The sequence below is a fragment of the Veillonella ratti genome (genome assembly GCF_003992115.1).
In the GTDB taxonomy this organism is placed as follows: Bacteria; Bacillota; Negativicutes; order Veillonellales; family Veillonellaceae; genus Veillonella_A; species Veillonella_A ratti.
The window spans coordinates 86,299-103,689 of the sequence record NZ_RQUX01000004.1; the positions used below are offsets into that span (position 1 = coordinate 86,299).

Below are 17,391 nucleotides of genomic sequence, written 5' to 3' on the forward strand. Positions count from 1 at the left end.
TAGTAATCCAAACTATGCCAAAGAGGGGTTCACGTCGTGAACCCCTCTTTTTTTACCTAAAATAGCACTGTCCTTTACTTTTATAATTCCCCCATATTCCTCCACTCCCGATTTCTTTGTTCCAAAGGCGCTTCTCGTTCCGGCAAGACCGGTTCGTCTAAATAAAAAGAATTGCCCCAGTAACGATATTAGTCTGTAAAATGGCACTATTGTTGTTGCTGTATGATGATTCTATATAAAAAATATATCGCCTCCATAGGGTCTTTTTTCGTAGAAAAACCAAGCCTGTGGAGGCGATATATTTTTATATCTCAGCAATTTAAATTGCCATTTTACCGGTAAAGAATACCGGGGCAACTCTTTTTATTCTGAGAGCGATTTCTGCCGTTCGCGAAGCGCTTTGTGCAAAGAAATCTCCTTTTTGCGATCCAAATAACTTCTGGCAATAATATGGGCAATGGCTACGCCGATGGCAATGCAAATTATTGTGAAGACCCCGGTAATCCCGCTGCGCAAGGCGAACAGCAGATTATCCGGTGTAAGGGAATTAATAGTCAGTAAGCCGAATAAGAAACGATACAAGAGTACGCCCGGAATCAGTGGAATTACGGACGGAATAGATAAAATCAAAGGCGCCGTACGCAACAATTTATATGTTTTTAAGGCTAGTAAACCAATGATAGCCGATGCCACAAAACTGGCGCCAACGATGGTAAAACCGAAATCAACTATGAGTATATTTCGTGTAATGACGCTGATGGTACCGCCTATAGCGATTACCCAAAGTAGCCGATAAGGTGTATTAAAAATAGTGGCAAAACTTACCGCACCTATTGCAGCGGCGATGGCCTGAATCGGTGTCACGACAACCGGTGTAATATTTAGGTGGGTAAAGGTAGAGACATGGTCGAAATATAGAGCCATGGCAATCCCGACGGACATGCTGCTAACGATTAAAAGCGTATGCATGGCCCTGGTCATGCCGGATACAATATGGTTATTAATCATATCGTCTACAGCGTTAATCAGAGGAACTCCGGGAATCAGAAAGAGGGTACAACTGACCATAGCATACACGATGCTGCCTGAGTCAAAGGTTGTATTAATCAGATTGGCTGTAAAAGTGGCGGCAAAGGAGGCCGCTACGATGCCAAAATAAAAGTTGATTTGATAGTGATGACAAATGTAGCGGGTTATAAAACCGATGACCGCACAGATGACGGTTACTAAAGCGGCTAACCAAGTGGCACCGAATAAAATGCTGAAAGCGCCGCACGCAAGACCCGCTGCCACACCGAGTAGGGGCGTCGGATATTTAGGCGGTGCGGCCTTAATCGTTTTCAAATGATCTTCGAACTCATCGAGACTGTAATTATTTTCAATGGCCTTCCAGGTTAATTTAGAAAGTGTTGAAAGTATGGTCATATTCACGCCGTGTAACGGTGTTTTGCGAAAAACCGTATAAGAGTGTTTTTCGTCATTAATATTCAACATTAAGGTCATATAGGTTATGTGAATATGAACAAATTGAGGTGGAATGCCCATGTAAGAGGCGGCGCGCATCATATCACGTTGAATGTGATTGGTGTTAGCGCCGTTTTGCATGAGCAACTGGCCGTAGTCTAGGAGGAGTTCCATTTTGCGGTGAATGGCCACAAAAGGTTCGCACATAATTTGGAACTCCGAAGGACCCCGGGAGCAGTGTTTATCATGTTTTATTTGATGTTGATGACTGCGCGACCGTGTAGTTCCGTGAGAGCGTGAGCCGTGAGTCGTATGAGGTGTTTTCTCTATGCTCATAGAATTAATCCTTTCTATTAGTAAGCATGTAAGGGGCTTAATTTAATCCTTTTATCTGTCTATGTATAGTATAGCAGATGCAAGCATTATTTTTGACTGATATAGATAATTATCATAAATGATGAAAAAAGATTGCAATCGTATGAAGTAAAGGAATACTGAAAATTATAGTCTTTTTATTTTAGGAGTTGGCGCATCGAAAAGAGTCGGTGCGCCGAATACGGGGATTTTAGAGGATCAGATAGTGGTCCCTGCTGTATCCCAAAAAGTGGAGGCTGCCGTATCCCAAAAAGTGGGGGCTCCTGGAATCCCAAAAGTGGGGGATTTTTAGCAAGTGCTGAAAGTTTTGAAAATAATCGGTGTCAAAAAGTGGTGTTTGTTAATGATTTTTTACTTGTGGTGGTGTGAAGTGGAGGGGCTCAAAAATTAAATCCTTATTTCTTCGCACATATTAACTAAAATTGGGAACAAAAAATCGTTATAGTGGCGCCAATTTACGATTAAATGTTTGACTAAAAGATTTTTTTGCTAAATTTCGCTAAAATTTGCAGATTTTATTGTTATTAAGTGGGGGAATGTGGTAGAATTTACCATATAGTGGTAGATATGATAGGGAAAGTGTAAAAGGAGGTGAGACAATGATGTTCATGGGTGAATATTCACATACCATTGATACGAAGGGACGCTTGATTATTCCCGCAAAATTGCGCGAACAATTAGGCGAAACCTGTATTATGTCCAAGAGCTACGATAATTGTCTCGCCATTTATACGACCGAAGTATTTACCGCCAAGGCCATGCAGATGATGAAGCAACCAAACAACAAAGCCGGTGTTCGTGGGCTTAAACGTCAACTTTTTGCCAATGCCACCGAGTTGGAATTCGATCGTCAAGGTCGTATTTTGGTACCGGCTACACTGCGTGAATTCGCCAAACTTCAAAAAGAAGTAATGGTACTCGGTATCGGGGATCACGTAGAAATATGGAACCGTGAACATTGGTTGGCCTACCAGGAAGACATGGATGATAATATGGAACAATTATCAGAAAACATGGAAGACTTCTTCTTGTAATTTAAGCTGCAATTTAAGATTGAATATTGAAGCTGTATGGTAAAAATGGAATTATTTTGGTTATTTGTTACGAAGTAATGCAATACTATAGCGATATAGTGAATGTTTGATTAAGGGTGAAGACATAATTTAGAAGTCGGAAAGGAGCGGCCCCATGGAATTTCATCATGTAAGCGTATTGCTTAACGAAACAGTAAACGCTGTATTAACAAATCCCCATGGGATTTACGTTGATTGCACGTTAGGCGGAGCCGGTCATGCTCATGCGCTAGGCGAGCAATTGGCCGCTGACGGCTTACTCATCGGACTCGATCAAGATGAAGTAGCGTTGGCGACCGCGACGGAACGACTGGCTGATTTAAAATGCCGAGTTATGACGATTCCCACTAATTTTAAAGATTTGAAAACGGCTCTTACGAGTCGCGGCATTACGGAGGTAGACGGATTTATCTTTGATTTAGGCGTTTCAAGCTATCAGCTGGATACAGCCGAACGAGGTTTCTCCTATATGCAGGACGGTCCTTTGGACATGCGCATGGATAGGCAGGGGAACTTAACGGCTGCGGATATAGTCAACGGCTACAGTGAAGCTGACTTGGTGCGAATCATTCAAGATTATGGGGAAGAACGATGGGCGAAACGAATTGCACAATTCATAGTAGCGGCTCGTTCTGAGAAACCGATTACTACCACCGGTGAATTAACCAAGATTATCAAACAGGCCATTCCCGCCGGAGCACGCCGCGAAGGTCCGCATCCGGCTAAACGAACATTTCAGGCGATTCGCATTGAAGTGAATCAGGAGTTGGCTATTTTAAAAGACAGTTTTAAAGATGCAGTGGATTTATTAAAACCGGGCGGTCGTATCGGCGTTATTACATTCCACTCATTAGAAGATAGAATTACGAAGCAGACCTTTAAGGAATTGAGCACCGGTTGTATTTGTCCGCCGGAACTGCCGGTCTGTGTTTGCCATCATGTGGCCGTCGTAAAAGCAAGAAATAAGGCGATTGAGCCCGGCAATGAGGAAGTAACAGCGAATCCGCGAGCACGGAGCGCCAAGTTACGCGTAGCCGAGAAGGTATAGATAACGGGGGGTTGATTATATGTTAGCGAGAAAGACAGTCGGTGTACGTGTTGCACAACCGACGGCGAGACCATATATACCAACTAAAACACGTCGAGCGAAGCAGGTTGGTGTATTTAGTAACGCGTCGCCGGAATTGAAACAGATTTTAGTGTTATTAGCCATGGTTGGCGTTGTAGGGGCTACCGTTTTGGGAGGCCGTGTGGTGAAAGCCGGTGCCGGTTATGAATTGGTAAGCATGCAACAACAAGTTGTTCAATTGACCAGAGATAATGAAGAGTTGAGTCTGGAAGTGGCGGAATTGAAGTCCCCTACACGGATTCAACAGATTGCGCAAGATAAATTGGGAATGGTTTTGCCCGATGCTTTTGTGTACAACAGCAAAGGTACTACTGTAGAACGTGATGTGAAAGTAACAGCACGCATCAGGGACTAAACTACGGTATGAGGCAGCTCCGGAAGTGAGCTGCTTTCCTTGTTTGAGATGGAGGAAATATTGTGAAAACAGTACAAGAATTAATAAATGTGATAAGCGGCGTAAGCGTCAAAGGAGCTACCGATACCGTTATCAGCCATATTACGGCGGATTCACGAGAAGTAAAACAAGGCAGCTTATTTATCTGTCTAACCGGTGCTCATGTAAATGGTCATGATTATGTACAAAAGGCCGTTGAAGCCGGGGCGGTAGCTATATTGGCGTCAGAACCGATTAATGTGCCGGCTGCGGTAAGTGTACTGACTGTTGACGATACACGAATCGCTATGCAGCAATGTGTACCGTTTTTTTATGACTATCCCGGTTGTAAAATGCGTATGATTGGGGTAACCGGTACAAACGGTAAAACTACAACGACCCATATTATCGGCCATATCTTGCGGGCTCAGGGGTATAAAGTGGGGATAATCGGTACGGTTCACGTAGTTATTGGGGATAAAACCTATCCGATTCACAATACGACACCGGATGTGGTTGACTTGCAACACATTTTAAGCCAAATGGTGGCTGAAGGGGTAACCCATTGTATTATGGAAGTATCATCGCACGCTTTGGCGCTCAACCGAGTAGCCGGCGTGGAATATGATACAGCTGTTTTCACAAATTTGACACAAGACCATCTCGATTTCCATAAAACCTTTGAAAATTACCTGGCGGCCAAATGTAAATTATTTGAACAGGTAAGTGCGCCAAATCAACATAAGCAAAATAAAGGAGCTGTCATTAATATCGACGATCCTTACGGTGAACGTGTTATGGCAAAGAACTCCGCGCCGCTCATTACTTACGGCACTAAAGGGAAAGGGACGTTGGAAGGTGAAAACCTTACCATAACGGCTAAGACGTCCGCCTATGATATTGTGTATGAAGGTAAAGAATATCCGATTCACATGCGTATTACCGGTCTTTTCAATGTGTATAATACTTTGGCAGCTATTGGTGCTTGTCTCTTTGAAGGCGTGAAGATGGAAGCCATTATTGAAGCATTGAGCGATTTCACGGCCGTACCGGGACGTTTTGAGTTGGTAGAAGAAGGTCAGCCGTTCGCCGTTGTTGTGGATTATGCGCATACACCGGACGGATTGGAAAACATCCTGCAAACTGCTCAAAAAATTGTGGAGCGTCACATTATCGTAGTATTTGGTTGCGGTGGTGACCGTGATGCCACGAAGCGTCCGATTATGGGCCGCATTGCTGCGCAGTATGGTGATGAAATTTTCGTAACTTCCGATAATCCGCGCACGGAAGACCCTGAAAAAATAGTGGCTCAAGTGGCAGAGGGCGTAAAAGAAGGTTTGCGGGAAGGTTCGGTATATTCCGTTATTACGGATCGCTGCAGCGCCATTCATGCCGCTATCAAAGATGCCAAAGCAGGTGATGTGGTAATCATCGCCGGCAAGGGCCATGAAGATTATCAGATTTTAAAAGATAAAACGATTCATTTTGACGATCGGGAAGTAGCCCGCGAAGCATTAAAGGAGAGATAAAAATGGCAGAGTTTACGCTCCGGGAGGTGTTGACCGTAACAGGCGGTACCTACAACGGGAAAGCAAGTGAAACAACAGTATTTACTAATGTATCCACCGATACACGTACCATTGAAGAAGGTTCGCTATTTGTTGCTTTGACGGGTGACACTTTTGACGGGCATGATTTTTTGCCGCAAGCCCGGGCTAACGGAGCGCTCGGTGCCTTGGTAAAACCGGGGCATACTGCCAAAGATCTTATCTGCATTGAAGTAGCTTCACCGCTATTGGCGTATCAGCAATTAGCTAATTATCATCGTCGTCGTTTTGATATTCCCGTAGTTGCTGTTACCGGCTCATCCGGTAAAACTACGACGAAGGAAATGATTGCCGCTGTACTGGGCAGTAAGTTTAATGTTCTAAAAACAGAAAAGAACTTTAACAATGAAATCGGTTTGCCAAAAACATTGTTACAACTTATCGCCGACCATGAAGCCTGTGTGGTGGAAATGGGGATGCGCGGGCTCGGTCAAATTGATGAATTGGCTCGCATCGCCGAACCGACGGTAGGCGTGATTACGAATGTAGGGAATAGTCATATTGAACTCTTAGGTTCCCGTGAAAACATAGCGAAAGCCAAGAGCGAATTGATTCAACATATTCCTGCCGACGGAACAGCTATTTTAAATGAAGATGATGAATTTGTTCGTCAGATGGGAAATTTAACGAAAGGTAAAATCATCTATTACGGCATCAAAGAAAAAGCTACCATTTCAGGCTTTAAATTGCGCTATAAAAAAGACGGTATTAAATTTACTTGCCGCAGTTTTGACGAAGTATTTGATGTATTCTTGCCGATGATTGGGGAACATAATGTATATGATGCGCTGGCCGCTATTGCGGTAGGCCGTTCCTTAGGTGTATCTTCACAGAAAATTGCTAAGGCCTTGGGCTCTTTTAAAGGTATGCCGATGCGCCAGGAAATTGTTTCCTTTGGTGACTTTGTTGTACTCAATGACGCCTATAATGCCAATCCTATGTCCATGGCGGAATCGATTAAAGCCTTGGGACAGCTCGACGGTAAACGAAAAATTGCCATGCTCGGTGATATGTTGGAGCTAGGTGAGTTTTCCGAAGAACATCATCGTGAAATCGGTCGTTTACTGGTGGCGGAAGGTTACGATCAAGTATATACTTTTGGTGAGGCCGCAAAATTTATTGCTCGTGAAGCGAAAGCGGCAGGCATTCGCGTGGCTAAAATTTGCGATAGCCATTTAGATATGGTTAATGTATATTGCGATGTGCGTGCTAAAGGTGATGTTATTTTGGTTAAAGGCTCCCGTGGCCTTCGCATGGAACGGGTAGTCAATGAATTTGAAGACCGTGAGGCACTTCAATAAAAGTAAGAATTATTATAAGGAAGAACGTAAAGTAAGACCGTAAAGTGCCTTGGTAATGACCGTTAAGCACCTCAGTAAAGACGTTTGTCCGGTTGTGGTAGTTTGTAGCCGAAGTTTTTCAAAAAAACGAGAATTATATTTGCATTACAGCCTTATATGTACTACCATAGATAGCGGCTTTGTTTTTCTATAAAGCTAAAGCAGATAACAACATCTGTAAAACCATGTAAAAATAGTGAGTTAATCGGCTTCATAAAGGCCGTAATGTAAGGAGCGATAGTTCGAATGACCATGCAATTATTATTCGCGTTTATTACTTCCTTGGTAATAACGTTAATACTCGGAAAAATAGGAATACCGTTGTTACGGCAGTTACATGCACAACAAAGCATACGTGAAGACGGGCCGCAAGCCCATTTAGCTAAGGCGGGCACCCCGACGATGGGTGGCATTTTCATGCTTTTGGCGATGGTGATAACAGTTCTTGTATTCGCACCGTTTCAAATGGCTACGTGGGTATTGTTGTTTTTGACATTAGGTCATGGCCTGCTGGGCTTCTTAGATGATTTCATTAAGTCCGTGAAAAAACGTAATTTAGGTCTTACGGCTAAACAGAAATTATTGGGTCAGATTATTATGTCTGCCGTATTCTGCTATATTGCAACGGAAGTGATGGTAATTCCTACCACCGTCTGGGTTCCGTTTGTAAATACTACCTTCGATTTAGGCATGATGTACTATGTATTGGTATTTATCATTATCGTGGGGACTACGAATGCCGTTAACTTGACTGACGGTCTTGACGGGTTGGCAGCCGGTACGTCGGCGGCTGCGGCTATTGCTTACACCGTTATCGGTATGTTGGCGTTACAGCCGAGTGTGTCCTTCTTCGGTATTGCACTTTGCGGTGCCGTACTGGGGTTCTTATATTTCAACTCTAATCCGGCTAAGGTATTCATGGGTGATACCGGTTCCTTGGCATTGGGCGGTGCCTTTGCGGGCATGGCTATTTTAACTAAAACGGAATTATTGCTCATCATTATCGGCGGTATTTTCGTAATGGAAGCATTGTCCGTTATTATTCAGGTGGTATCCTTTAAAACACGTGGTGTACGCGTTTTCAAAATGAGTCCGATTCATCATCATTTCGAATTGTCCGGTTGGAGTGAGCAAAAAGTGGTAAGCCGTTTCTGGCTTGGCAGTTGCTTGTTTGCCGTATGTGGTTTGTTAATTTATGTAATGCGATAGGTAGGCGTAATCATGGAGTACAAGGGTAAACGAATTTTAGTGTTAGGCGCAGGTCGGAGCGGCATCGGTGCCGCTCATGTGTTGGGATTAATGGGGGCTGACGTTACTTTAAACGATTATAAAGAAATTGCGTTTACATCGGCTGAAAAGGCACTATTGGAAGAGGCTCATGTAACCGTTATTACCGGCCGCCAGGATAATGATTTATTGGCGGCTATCGATCGTATTGTAGTATCACCGGGGATTGCCCTTACCATTCCTATTTTAGTGGAAGCGGCTAAACGGGACATGGATATTGTAGGTGAAGTGGAAGTGGCCTACGACATTTCCAAAGCACCTATTCTTGCCGTTACCGGCACCAATGGAAAAACTACGACCACCACTTTATTGGGCGAAGTTATGAAACAAACCGGTCGACCTGTAATGGTGGGCGGTAATATTGGCGATTCATTGAGTGAAGCCGCTTATGAAATTCCGGCTGACGGTTATTTGGTGGCGGAAGTTTCCAGCTACCAATTGGAAACGGTAAAAACATTTAAACCGTTGGGTGCCATCATGTTAAATATTACGCCGGATCACTTGCAGCGCCATAAAACCATGGAAGCCTATCAGGCTGCTAAAGAGAATATTTTTAAGCAACAAACATCGAAGGAGCGAACTGTCCTCAATATGGACGATCCCTTAGTGGCGGGGATGGTACCGCGCGTACCGGGCAAAGTACTTTGCATCAGTCAGGAACATGGTGTGACGGATGGAGCGTATTTTGCGGATAATCAGTTGTTTGCCGTTCGTAATAATGAAGCGGAAGCTGTTATCAGCACGGCGGATATTCATTTGCCGGGTCGCCATAATATTGAAAATATTTTGGCAGTCATTGCTTTGGCGTATGATTTAGGTATTACCGCAGCACAACTGCATGATGTAATCGCTAACTTTAAAGCTGTGGAACATCGTTTGGAACGGGTTACGGTTATTGATGGAGCTACTTATTTTAATGATTCGAAGGCAACCAATACAGATTCTGCCATTAAAGCCTTAGAATCGTTTAAAGAACCCGTTGTTTTGTTGGCCGGTGGCTATGATAAGATGACGGATTTAACCGATTTTATGGCTATGGTTAAAACCCATGCCAAAGCCTTGGTTCTCATGGGTGATGCGGCAGCGCGTTTTGAAGAAGCCGCTAAAGCGGCCGGCGTTGAAAACATTGTGCGCGTCCGTTCTATGGCCGAAGCGGTAGCTAAAGGTCATGAATTGGCGAAACCGGGTGATGTGGTTTTATTATCACCTGCATGTTCCAGTTTTGACTGGTATCATTGTTTTGAAGAACGAGGCGATGATTTTAAAAATGAAGTACAGGCATTAGCTGATATGTTGGCTAATAAGAAGGGGTCTTAGTCATGAAGCGTATAATTATTTCAGGAGGTGGCACGGGTGGTCACATTTATCCTGCCATTACCATTTATAAAGAAATAGCCGCTATGACGGAGGCTGAATTCTTATATATCGGGACCGATAAAGGCCTCGAAGCTACTTTGGTGCCTAAAGAGGGAATTCCTTTTAAAACATTACCGGTAGAAGGTCTAAATCGTAATTTGTCATGGCATGCGTTGGTGACCTTGGGCAAAACGCTCAGTTCTTTGTGGCAGGCCGGGCGTATTATTTCGGAGTTTAAACCGGATATCGTAATCGGTACCGGCGGTTATGTGTGCGGTCCGATTTTGTTGGCCGCCGCACTTCGCAATGTGCCGACCCTTATTCAGGAACAAAATACCATAGGCGGTATTACGAATAAAATCCTGAGCCGTTTTGTCGATGTAGTAGCGGTTGGTTTTGAAGATGCGAAAAAAGCATTTCCTAAGGCGAAGCAGCTTGTCTATACCGGTAATCCGGTGCGACCGGAAGTATTGGTTGATACCAGAGAGGAAGGCCGTGAGTTTTTTAACTTAAAAGATGATGAGTTTGCCGTACTTATTGCCGGCGGCTCTCGCGGGGCACGTAGTATTAATACAGCCATGATTGAAGTACATGAGTATTTTAAAAACCGTAAAGGCATTAAATTGATTCATGTAACCGGGTCCGGTGAGTATGATCGGGTCCTTGAAGCATTGCATATTAAAGACGGCGAGGCCTACAGTGATTCATCAATAATTTTGCCGTATTTGCATGAAATGCCGAAAGCCTTGGCGGCAGCCGATTTAGCCGTATTTCGTGCCGGCGCGGTTGGCCTTGCGGAACTTACGGTGCGAGGCATTCCGTCAATTTTAATTCCGTACCCGTATGCGGCGGAAGATCATCAAACGTATAATGCGCGGGCGTTGGTAAGTGCCGGAGCGGCTCGTATGATTGTGGATAAAATGTTACAAGGTAAAGATTTGATTGGTGAAATCGAATTCTTCATGAACAATCCGCATGAATTGGGGCATATGTCGGCGGCAGCCAAGTCGTTGGGTAAACCGGCGGCGGCTCACGATATAGCCCAATTAGCGCTGGAAATTGCAAAATAAAGAATAAGGAGAGATTGCACCATGTTAAATGGTATTCATAAAATACATCTTATCGGCATTGCCGGCTCAGGTATGCGGGCCATTGCCAACATTTTAATCAGTCAGGGGTTTGAAGTATCCGGTTCCGATATTCAGGAGTCGGCCGTGACAGAGCGTTTCCGTAAAATGGGCGCTACCATTCATATCGGTCACAATGCGGACTATGTAAAAGGGGTTGATGCGGTAGTTCGTTCTACGGCTATTCACGCCGATAATCCGGAACTTATGGCGGCTCACGAATTACAGATCCCTATTTTACATCGCTCCGATATCGTTAAAGCCGTGTTGGATATAACAAAGGGCATTGCCGTTGCCGGTGCGCACGGCAAAACCACGACTACCTCTATGTTGGGGCAGATTTTTGTGGAAGCCGGTCTCGATCCTACGGTTATTATCGGCGGTGAAGTCGATTATTTGGGAGGCAGCAGTCAGTGGGGCCGCGGTGAATACAGCATCGCCGAAGCCGATGAAAGTGACGGCTCGTTTTTAAAATTGAATCCGAAGGCCATCGTTATTACCAATATTGAAAATGACCATATGGATCACTACGGTACGATGGAACATTTACTGGATGCTTTCTGTGAGTTTGTCGGTAAATTACCTAAGGACGGTAAAGCTGTTGTCTGTGGCGATAATCCGTCGATTCAGAAAGTGATGCCTCGTGTAGAGCGTCAATTTGTTACTTACGGTCTCGGTGAAACTAATGATTACCGGGCGCGTAATATTCATTACGAAAAGAGCATTTTGGTATATGAAGCCATGAAGGGTGATGAAGTGATTGCCACTATTCGCCTTAAAGTGCCGGGTACGCATAATGCGTTAAATTCCTTGGGCGCTTTTGTTATGGCTACCGATTGCGGCATTCCGGCCGACGTAGTTGTGGCCGCATTAGCTAAATTTACCGGTGCTAAACGTCGTTTTGAAACGAAAGGTCATGTTAAGGGCGTTTGGGTAGTTGACGATTATGCACATCATCCGACAGAAATTGCAGCTACTTTGAGTGCGGCCAAAGCCTTGGAATCACATCGCGTAGTTTGTGTATTCCAACCACATCGTTTTACCCGTACGAATTTATTGTTAAAAGAATTCGGCAAAGCTTTTGTGAATGCGGACGTATTATTTATCACCGATATTTACAGTGCCGGTGAAGATCCGATTGCCGGTATTGACGGCCATTCCATTCCGGATATGGTGAAAGCTACTACCGGTCAGGATGTTCATTATATTGCGGATGTAAATGATGTGCCGCAAACGGTAAAACAAATTTTACAACCTGATGATTTGGTAATTACTATGGGCGCCGGCAGCATTAGTCAATACGGACCTAAATTATTGGCAGCATTGGAAGAGGAATAATCATGAAAAATAAAAAAATTATCGTATTAATGGGTGGTCCTTCTAAAGAAGCAGAAGTATCTCGTCGAACCGGTGCAGCTATTGCGGAAGCGTTATGTAGTTTAGGGTATGATGCTCAAACTTTGGAATTGGTACCGGAACAATTATTAGCGGATATTAAAGCATTAGGCGGCGAAATCGTATTCAATGCATTACACGGTAAGTTTGGTGAAGACGGGGCGCTTCAAGGCTTACTTGAAATGGCCGGCATCCCGTATACCGGTTCCGGCGTTATGGCGCAAGCCGTAGGCATGAATAAAAAAATCAGTAAAGATGTGTTTGTAGGCGCCGGCATTCCGACGGCTACGGCAAAATCTTATAATGCAGCAGCACAAAATGAAGTTGATATTGTTGCAGATATTAAAGCTAATTTTACATTACCGGTTGTTTTGAAACCGGCTACCCAAGGTTCCAGCATCGGCGTAACTATTGTACGCGACGATAGCGAACTTACGGCAGGTGTAAAAGAAGCTCTCGTATATGATAATATTTTGGTGGTAGAACAGTATTTGGACGGTCATGAATTTACAGTTCCCGTATTGGAAGGCAAAGCCTTACCGGTTATCGAAATCAGACCACATTCCGGTGAATATGATTACACTTCAAAATATACGACCGGCGCTACCGATTATTTGGTACCGGCTCCGATTGATGAAGTGTTAACTAAAAAATTACAGGCTATCGGTGAAACTGTATATCGTGAATTGCAATGCTCCGGCGTAATTCGCATCGACTTCATGACCAATAAGGCTGGGGAAGCGTTTGTGTTGGAATATAATACGATTCCGGGCATGACGGCGACCTCCTTGGTACCAAAATCCGCTAAAGCTATGGGGATGGATTTCCCTACCTTATGTGAAAAAATTCTGCTCACCGCCGGTTTAGGTAAGTTTTAAGTAAACTGGAGATACTGAGATGAATAGAGATAATCGGCACTATTCCGGTCCGGTGGAGGCGGTAAAACCAAATCCTACGGCCACATTCAGACCGCCCGGTGAACAATCATCGGGGGGCTATTCTTCGCCGAATTACCATGGGGAGCAACAATCGGTACATTCGCCAAGGAACCACAGTGGGGCGAATCGACCTTTATATGATTTTGATGGTGCCTATTCATCACCGGACGGTAATGATGAAAACGGGTATTATCGCGATGGTGGCGAACCGCCGGAGCTACCGAAACATCCTCATGCATGGCGTCGTCGCGTTGTTTTAATCGGCGGGGGCTTATTGTTACTATGGTTGCTTTTATTTATTTTGCCGATTCCGTTTGGCACAATAACAGTGACGGGTAGTAAGAATGTAACTGTATCAGATGTGATGGCGGCCGGTAATATACGCTATCCGATTAACTTGTTGCAGATTAATGCCGGCCAGTTAGAAGAACGGTTACAGCATGATTTGCGGGTAGACTCAGTTAAAGTAACGTATGTATTGCCGCTTACTTTACAAGTGAATGTAACAGAACGTCGACCGGCAGCGGTAGTGGCGACGCAGTTCGGTTTTGCCACCTTGGATGCGAAAGGTCAAGTTATTAATATTGGCCCGGCCATCGAAGATACGTCGGCTACGATTATCTCCGGTATCAAATTGGGCAATGTATTATTAGGTGATACAATTGATACGCCGGTCATTAAAGGGGCTTTGTCGTATTTGAATTCATTAAGTGATGAAGGTCGTAAGGAGATTGCCGAAATTAATGTAGGTGATGTTAATCAGTTAATTGCTTATACGGTAGATGGATTGCCACTTCATTTAGGCGATACATCGGATATGGATAAAAAAGGGCCTTTATCTGAAAATATGCTGCGTGATGTGAAGGCTCGAGGTGTGGCAGCACAATATTTGGATGTCAATGTAAAGGCGCCGTTTATTAAGACGCCTTAAGGGAATAATGGAAGAGGAAGCATGTTAAAGCAAGGTCGTTGGGCAATAGCGGCTGTAAGCATGTTGCTGGGGATTATGTTGGTTGGTCAATATAAAATGACGCAAAGCATAGCGGAAAGCAATATTCATTTGCAGCGAACAGGAGATTTAGCACGTGAACTGACCGCGGCGGAAAAAGAAGGTGATGAGCTGCGGCAACAATTAGAAAAAATACAAAAGGGTGATGCGTCGGCCAGTGTGGTCAGCGACATCAATTTATTGAAGCAACGGGCCGGCCTTACAGATGTGACCGGACCCGGTGTGATAATCACTATTAATGACAGTAAAATACCGGTAAAAGACAATGAGAACCCGAACCTATACTTAATTCATGACGAAGACCTTTTGCGTGTTCTAAATGAATTACGAGCCGGCGGGGCAGAGGCCATTGCAGTTAACGACCAACGGTTAACCGGCACATCGGAAGTTCGCTGTGCGGGACCGACGGTCATGGTTAACGGTAAAGTGTTTGGACCTCCCTTTGTAATTAAGGCCATCGGGGACCCGAAGACTTTATCCGCAGCGCTCACCATGCGTGGCGGTGTGGTTGAGTCTTTGAAGTATTGGGGCATTGAGCTGAAGATTCAGGAAGTGGATCAGATGATTGTGCCTGCTTTTAACGGTACTTTTAAAGAAGACCATTTAAAGGTAGTCAAGCAAGGAGGCGATAAAAAATAATGATGTACTTATTTATCGTCGGAGGCTTGGTAGTGGGTATTATTATCGGTGTAATGTCACCGCTTGAAATCCCACCGGTGTATGCCAAGTATACATCGGTAGCTTTGTTGGCCGCTTTAGACAGTGTATTTGGTGGCACTCGTGCCGCTTTGGAACGAATATTTAATTTGTCGATATTTCTGACCGGGTTCTTTTCCAATTCACTATTGGCCGCACTCTTGGTATTCCTGGGAAATTTTGTGGGCATTGACCTTTATTATGTAGCACTCATCAGCTTTGGTTTGCGTTTATTTCAAAATACCGCAGCCATTCGACGTTTGCTTTTGTCAAGACGCACAAAATAAGGTATACTTTATTGTAAAAGAGTAGAAAAAATAAAAAAAATAGTGTAAAATGAAATGAAACTAGTTATAATAGTATTGAACATAATCATGTTGTTTGAAATAAAGGGCATATAAATTTTACGGGCAACAGGAGGAGGAACGTAAATGTCGGAATTCGCAAATATTAAAGTTATTGGTGTTGGTGGCGGCGGAAGTAACGCCGTAAATCGTATGATTGACAGTGGTCTTCAAGGTGTAGATTTCCTTGTAGCTAATACAGAAACACAAGCTTTGGATAACTCTAAAGCAGATATAAAAATTCAATTAGGTGAAAAATTGACTAAAGGTCTTGGCGCCGGTGCTAACCCGCAGGTTGGCGAAGAAGCAGCCCAAGAAAGTCGTGAAGAAATTACTAAAGCCCTTTCTGGTTCCGACATGGTCTTTGTAACCGCAGGCATGGGTGGCGGTACCGGTACCGGTGCGGCTCCTATCGTAGCTGAATGTGCACGTGAAATGGGCGCCTTAACTGTTGGCGTAGTAACTAAACCGTTCACATTTGAAGGTAAACGTCGTAAAAACCAGGCTGATAAAGGTATTGAAATGCTCACCAGCAAAGTGGATACCATTATCGTAATTCCTAATGATAAATTATTACAAGTTGTTGATAAGAAAACTCCTTTGAACGAAGCTTTCCGTACAGCTGATGACGTGCTTCGTCAAGGTATCAAGGGGATTTCCGATTTGATTACCGTACCTGGTCTTATTAACCTTGACTTCGCTGACGTTAAAACTATCATGACTAACCAAGGCGAAGCTCTTATGGGTATCGGTATCGGCGAAGGTGAAAACCGCGCTGTTGATGCTGCCAAAATGGCTATTAACAGCCCATTGTTGGAAACTTCCATCGAAGGTGCCAAAGGCATTCTCTTGAATATTACCGGTAGCGGTGATTTGAGCTTGTTCGAAATTAACGAAGCAGCTGAAATCATTTCCGAAGCAGCGGATCCTGAAGCTAATATTATCTTCGGTTCCGTTATAGATGAAAACTTAGGAGATCGTGTACAGATTACTGTTGTAGCTACGGGCTTCGGCGCACAACCTAAAACAGGTGCTGTTAAATCTCCATTCGGTGTAGGCCCTGAAATCCCTACATTTATGAAACGCTAAGTTGATTGTTAGGCGTGTATGTGTGTACAGAGGAGGTAATTCTATGAACAAGAAAGTGTTAGTTGCTACTTTAGCTGCTACAATGTTAACAGGTGCTGCCTTCGCAGCTGCTGTGCCTGTAACAGACATTAACGAAGGTGACAGCAAGATTGGTGTTGAATACAGCTTCTCCCAGAGTGTAACCGGTGAAAGCGGTCATGCTGATGGTTTCGGCGTTAATTTACAGACTGGTTTAACTGACAAATGGGCTTTGCAGTATTCTTATAATAAAGTAAATCTTGATCAGAGCAGTGATGTAAAAGATCATCAGTTAAATGCTGTTTATGAATTCCATCCTAACTTTAATGGTTATGTTGGCGGTACTTATATTAAAGCCGGTGGTGACAACGAAACCGGTTTACAAGTTGGGGTAATCGGTCATATGCCATTGGCAGATCGCCTTCAAGGTTTTGCCAAAGTAGGCTTTGGTAATGACATTAAAAATACTTACCAAGTAGGTGCTACTTATGCATTAAATAATGAATTTGATCTTAGCTTGTATTATCAATATGATAAATACAGTGTAGACAATGGCGATGGTTCTGTTAAAGGCTTACATGCCGGTATCGGTTACAACTTCTAATTTCGGCACTGATGTTTTACAGGTAATGTAAACACAGAGAAAGAATTTGTGTCACATACTTCGTGAACACGCTATAAGCAATTTAAACCGTGAATATTTATCCTTTTGGGTAATATTCACGGTTTTTTGTATGCAAAAAAATAAAAAAGATAGATTTCTTATGCACT

General features: G+C 43.8%; 16 protein-coding genes. 15 read left to right on the forward strand and 1 reads right to left on the reverse strand.

The annotated features are described in order from the left end of the window. Positions 1 to 363: 363 nt before the first annotated feature. Complete coding sequence (locus tag EO124_RS02880) at positions 364 to 1,671, reverse strand: threonine/serine exporter family protein (protein WP_206512525.1); 1,308 nt, start codon at positions 1,669 to 1,671, stop codon at positions 364 to 366. A 770-nt stretch (positions 1,672 to 2,441) separates the two neighbouring features. Here EO124_RS02880 and mraZ point away from each other — a divergent pair. The 15 genes from mraZ (at position 2,442) to EO124_RS02955 (ending at position 17,224) form a co-directional block, all read left to right on the forward strand. Next, positions 2,442 to 2,873, forward strand: coding sequence for a division/cell wall cluster transcriptional repressor MraZ (mraZ, locus tag EO124_RS02885; protein WP_127058291.1), 432 nt, complete (start codon positions 2,442 to 2,444; stop codon positions 2,871 to 2,873). 154 nt (positions 2,874 to 3,027) lie between these two features. Continuing rightward, complete coding sequence (rsmH, locus tag EO124_RS02890) at positions 3,028 to 3,960, forward strand: 16S rRNA (cytosine(1402)-N(4))-methyltransferase RsmH (RefSeq protein WP_021841475.1); 933 nt, start codon at positions 3,028 to 3,030, stop codon at positions 3,958 to 3,960. Between the two features lie 19 nt (positions 3,961 to 3,979). Further along, entirely contained in the window at positions 3,980 to 4,396 is a 417-nt protein-coding gene (locus EO124_RS02895) for a septum formation initiator family protein (protein WP_021841476.1), read from the forward strand. 62 nt (positions 4,397 to 4,458) lie between these two features. After that, positions 4,459 to 5,943, forward strand: a complete 1,485-nt coding sequence (locus tag EO124_RS02900) for a UDP-N-acetylmuramoyl-L-alanyl-D-glutamate--2,6-diaminopimelate ligase (RefSeq protein ID WP_127058254.1) — start codon at positions 4,459 to 4,461, stop codon at positions 5,941 to 5,943. Positions 5,944 to 5,945: 2 nt separating this feature from the next. Further along, complete coding sequence (locus tag EO124_RS02905) at positions 5,946 to 7,322, forward strand: UDP-N-acetylmuramoyl-tripeptide--D-alanyl-D-alanine ligase (RefSeq protein WP_127058255.1); 1,377 nt, start codon at positions 5,946 to 5,948, stop codon at positions 7,320 to 7,322. A gap of 285 nt (positions 7,323 to 7,607) precedes the next feature. Further along, positions 7,608 to 8,570 (forward strand): phospho-N-acetylmuramoyl-pentapeptide-transferase, encoded by a 963-nt coding sequence (gene mraY, locus EO124_RS02910; protein WP_127058256.1) that lies wholly within the window; start codon positions 7,608 to 7,610, stop codon positions 8,568 to 8,570. 12 nt (positions 8,571 to 8,582) lie between these two features. Beyond that, entirely contained in the window at positions 8,583 to 9,965 is a 1,383-nt protein-coding gene (gene murD, locus EO124_RS02915; protein WP_127058257.1) for a UDP-N-acetylmuramoyl-L-alanine--D-glutamate ligase, read from the forward strand. A 2-nt stretch (positions 9,966 to 9,967) separates the two neighbouring features. Beyond that, the gene (gene murG / locus EO124_RS02920) at positions 9,968 to 11,074 is read left to right on the forward strand and encodes an undecaprenyldiphospho-muramoylpentapeptide beta-N-acetylglucosaminyltransferase (RefSeq protein WP_127058258.1); all 1,107 of its coding nucleotides are present in this window, start codon (positions 9,968 to 9,970) and stop codon (positions 11,072 to 11,074) included. Between the two features lie 21 nt (positions 11,075 to 11,095). After that, positions 11,096 to 12,469 carry a UDP-N-acetylmuramate--L-alanine ligase gene (murC, locus tag EO124_RS02925; RefSeq protein ID WP_127058259.1) on the forward strand — a complete coding sequence of 458 codons (1,374 nt, stop codon included), beginning with the start codon at positions 11,096 to 11,098 and terminating at the stop codon, positions 12,467 to 12,469. A 2-nt stretch (positions 12,470 to 12,471) separates the two neighbouring features. Beyond that, on the forward strand, positions 12,472 to 13,404 hold the full coding sequence (locus EO124_RS02930) for a D-alanine--D-alanine ligase (protein WP_127058260.1): 933 nt from the start codon (positions 12,472 to 12,474) through the stop codon (positions 13,402 to 13,404). Between the two features lie 19 nt (positions 13,405 to 13,423). Further along, on the forward strand, positions 13,424 to 14,395 hold the full coding sequence (locus EO124_RS02935) for a cell division protein FtsQ/DivIB (RefSeq protein ID WP_127058261.1): 972 nt from the start codon (positions 13,424 to 13,426) through the stop codon (positions 14,393 to 14,395). A 21-nt stretch (positions 14,396 to 14,416) separates the two neighbouring features. After that, positions 14,417 to 15,112 (forward strand): DUF881 domain-containing protein, encoded by a 696-nt coding sequence (locus EO124_RS02940; protein ID WP_127058262.1) that lies wholly within the window; start codon positions 14,417 to 14,419, stop codon positions 15,110 to 15,112. Continuing rightward, positions 15,112 to 15,456 carry a small basic family protein gene (locus EO124_RS02945; protein ID WP_127058263.1) on the forward strand — a complete coding sequence of 115 codons (345 nt, stop codon included), beginning with the start codon at positions 15,112 to 15,114 and terminating at the stop codon, positions 15,454 to 15,456. Before EO124_RS02940 ends, EO124_RS02945 begins: the two co-directional genes overlap by 1 nt. A 144-nt stretch (positions 15,457 to 15,600) precedes the next feature. Then, positions 15,601 to 16,602: a cell division protein FtsZ gene (ftsZ, locus tag EO124_RS02950; protein ID WP_021841487.1), complete on the forward strand. Its 1,002-nt coding sequence runs from the start codon at positions 15,601 to 15,603 to the stop codon at positions 16,600 to 16,602. A gap of 43 nt (positions 16,603 to 16,645) precedes the next feature. After that, positions 16,646 to 17,224 carry a putative outer membrane beta-barrel protein gene (locus EO124_RS02955; RefSeq protein ID WP_021841488.1) on the forward strand — a complete coding sequence of 193 codons (579 nt, stop codon included), beginning with the start codon at positions 16,646 to 16,648 and terminating at the stop codon, positions 17,222 to 17,224. The last annotated feature ends 167 nt before the right edge of the window (positions 17,225 to 17,391 follow it).

Bases quoted from the DNA above. Each gene is read 5' to 3' on its own strand.
- EO124_RS02880 (WP_206512525.1), bottom strand. From the start codon at position 1,671: ATGTGCGAACCTTTTGTGGCCATTCACCGCAAAATGGAACTCCTCCTA.
- mraZ (WP_127058291.1), top strand. From the start codon at position 2,442: ATGTTCATGGGTGAATATTCACATACCATTGATACGAAGGGACGCTTG.
- rsmH (WP_021841475.1), top strand. From the start codon at position 3,028: ATGGAATTTCATCATGTAAGCGTATTGCTTAACGAAACAGTAAACGCT.
- EO124_RS02895 (WP_021841476.1), top strand. From the start codon at position 3,980: ATGTTAGCGAGAAAGACAGTCGGTGTACGTGTTGCACAACCGACGGCG.
- EO124_RS02905 (WP_127058255.1), top strand. From the start codon at position 5,946: ATGGCAGAGTTTACGCTCCGGGAGGTGTTGACCGTAACAGGCGGTACC.
- mraY (WP_127058256.1), top strand. From the start codon at position 7,608: ATGACCATGCAATTATTATTCGCGTTTATTACTTCCTTGGTAATAACG.
- murD (WP_127058257.1), top strand. From the start codon at position 8,583: ATGGAGTACAAGGGTAAACGAATTTTAGTGTTAGGCGCAGGTCGGAGC.
- murG (WP_127058258.1), top strand. From the start codon at position 9,968: ATGAAGCGTATAATTATTTCAGGAGGTGGCACGGGTGGTCACATTTAT.
- murC (WP_127058259.1), top strand. From the start codon at position 11,096: ATGTTAAATGGTATTCATAAAATACATCTTATCGGCATTGCCGGCTCA.
- EO124_RS02930 (WP_127058260.1), top strand. From the start codon at position 12,472: ATGAAAAATAAAAAAATTATCGTATTAATGGGTGGTCCTTCTAAAGAA.
- EO124_RS02935 (WP_127058261.1), top strand. From the start codon at position 13,424: ATGAATAGAGATAATCGGCACTATTCCGGTCCGGTGGAGGCGGTAAAA.
- EO124_RS02940 (WP_127058262.1), top strand. From the start codon at position 14,417: ATGTTAAAGCAAGGTCGTTGGGCAATAGCGGCTGTAAGCATGTTGCTG.
- EO124_RS02945 (WP_127058263.1), top strand. From the start codon at position 15,112: ATGATGTACTTATTTATCGTCGGAGGCTTGGTAGTGGGTATTATTATC.
- ftsZ (WP_021841487.1), top strand. From the start codon at position 15,601: ATGTCGGAATTCGCAAATATTAAAGTTATTGGTGTTGGTGGCGGCGGA.
- EO124_RS02955 (WP_021841488.1), top strand. From the start codon at position 16,646: ATGAACAAGAAAGTGTTAGTTGCTACTTTAGCTGCTACAATGTTAACA.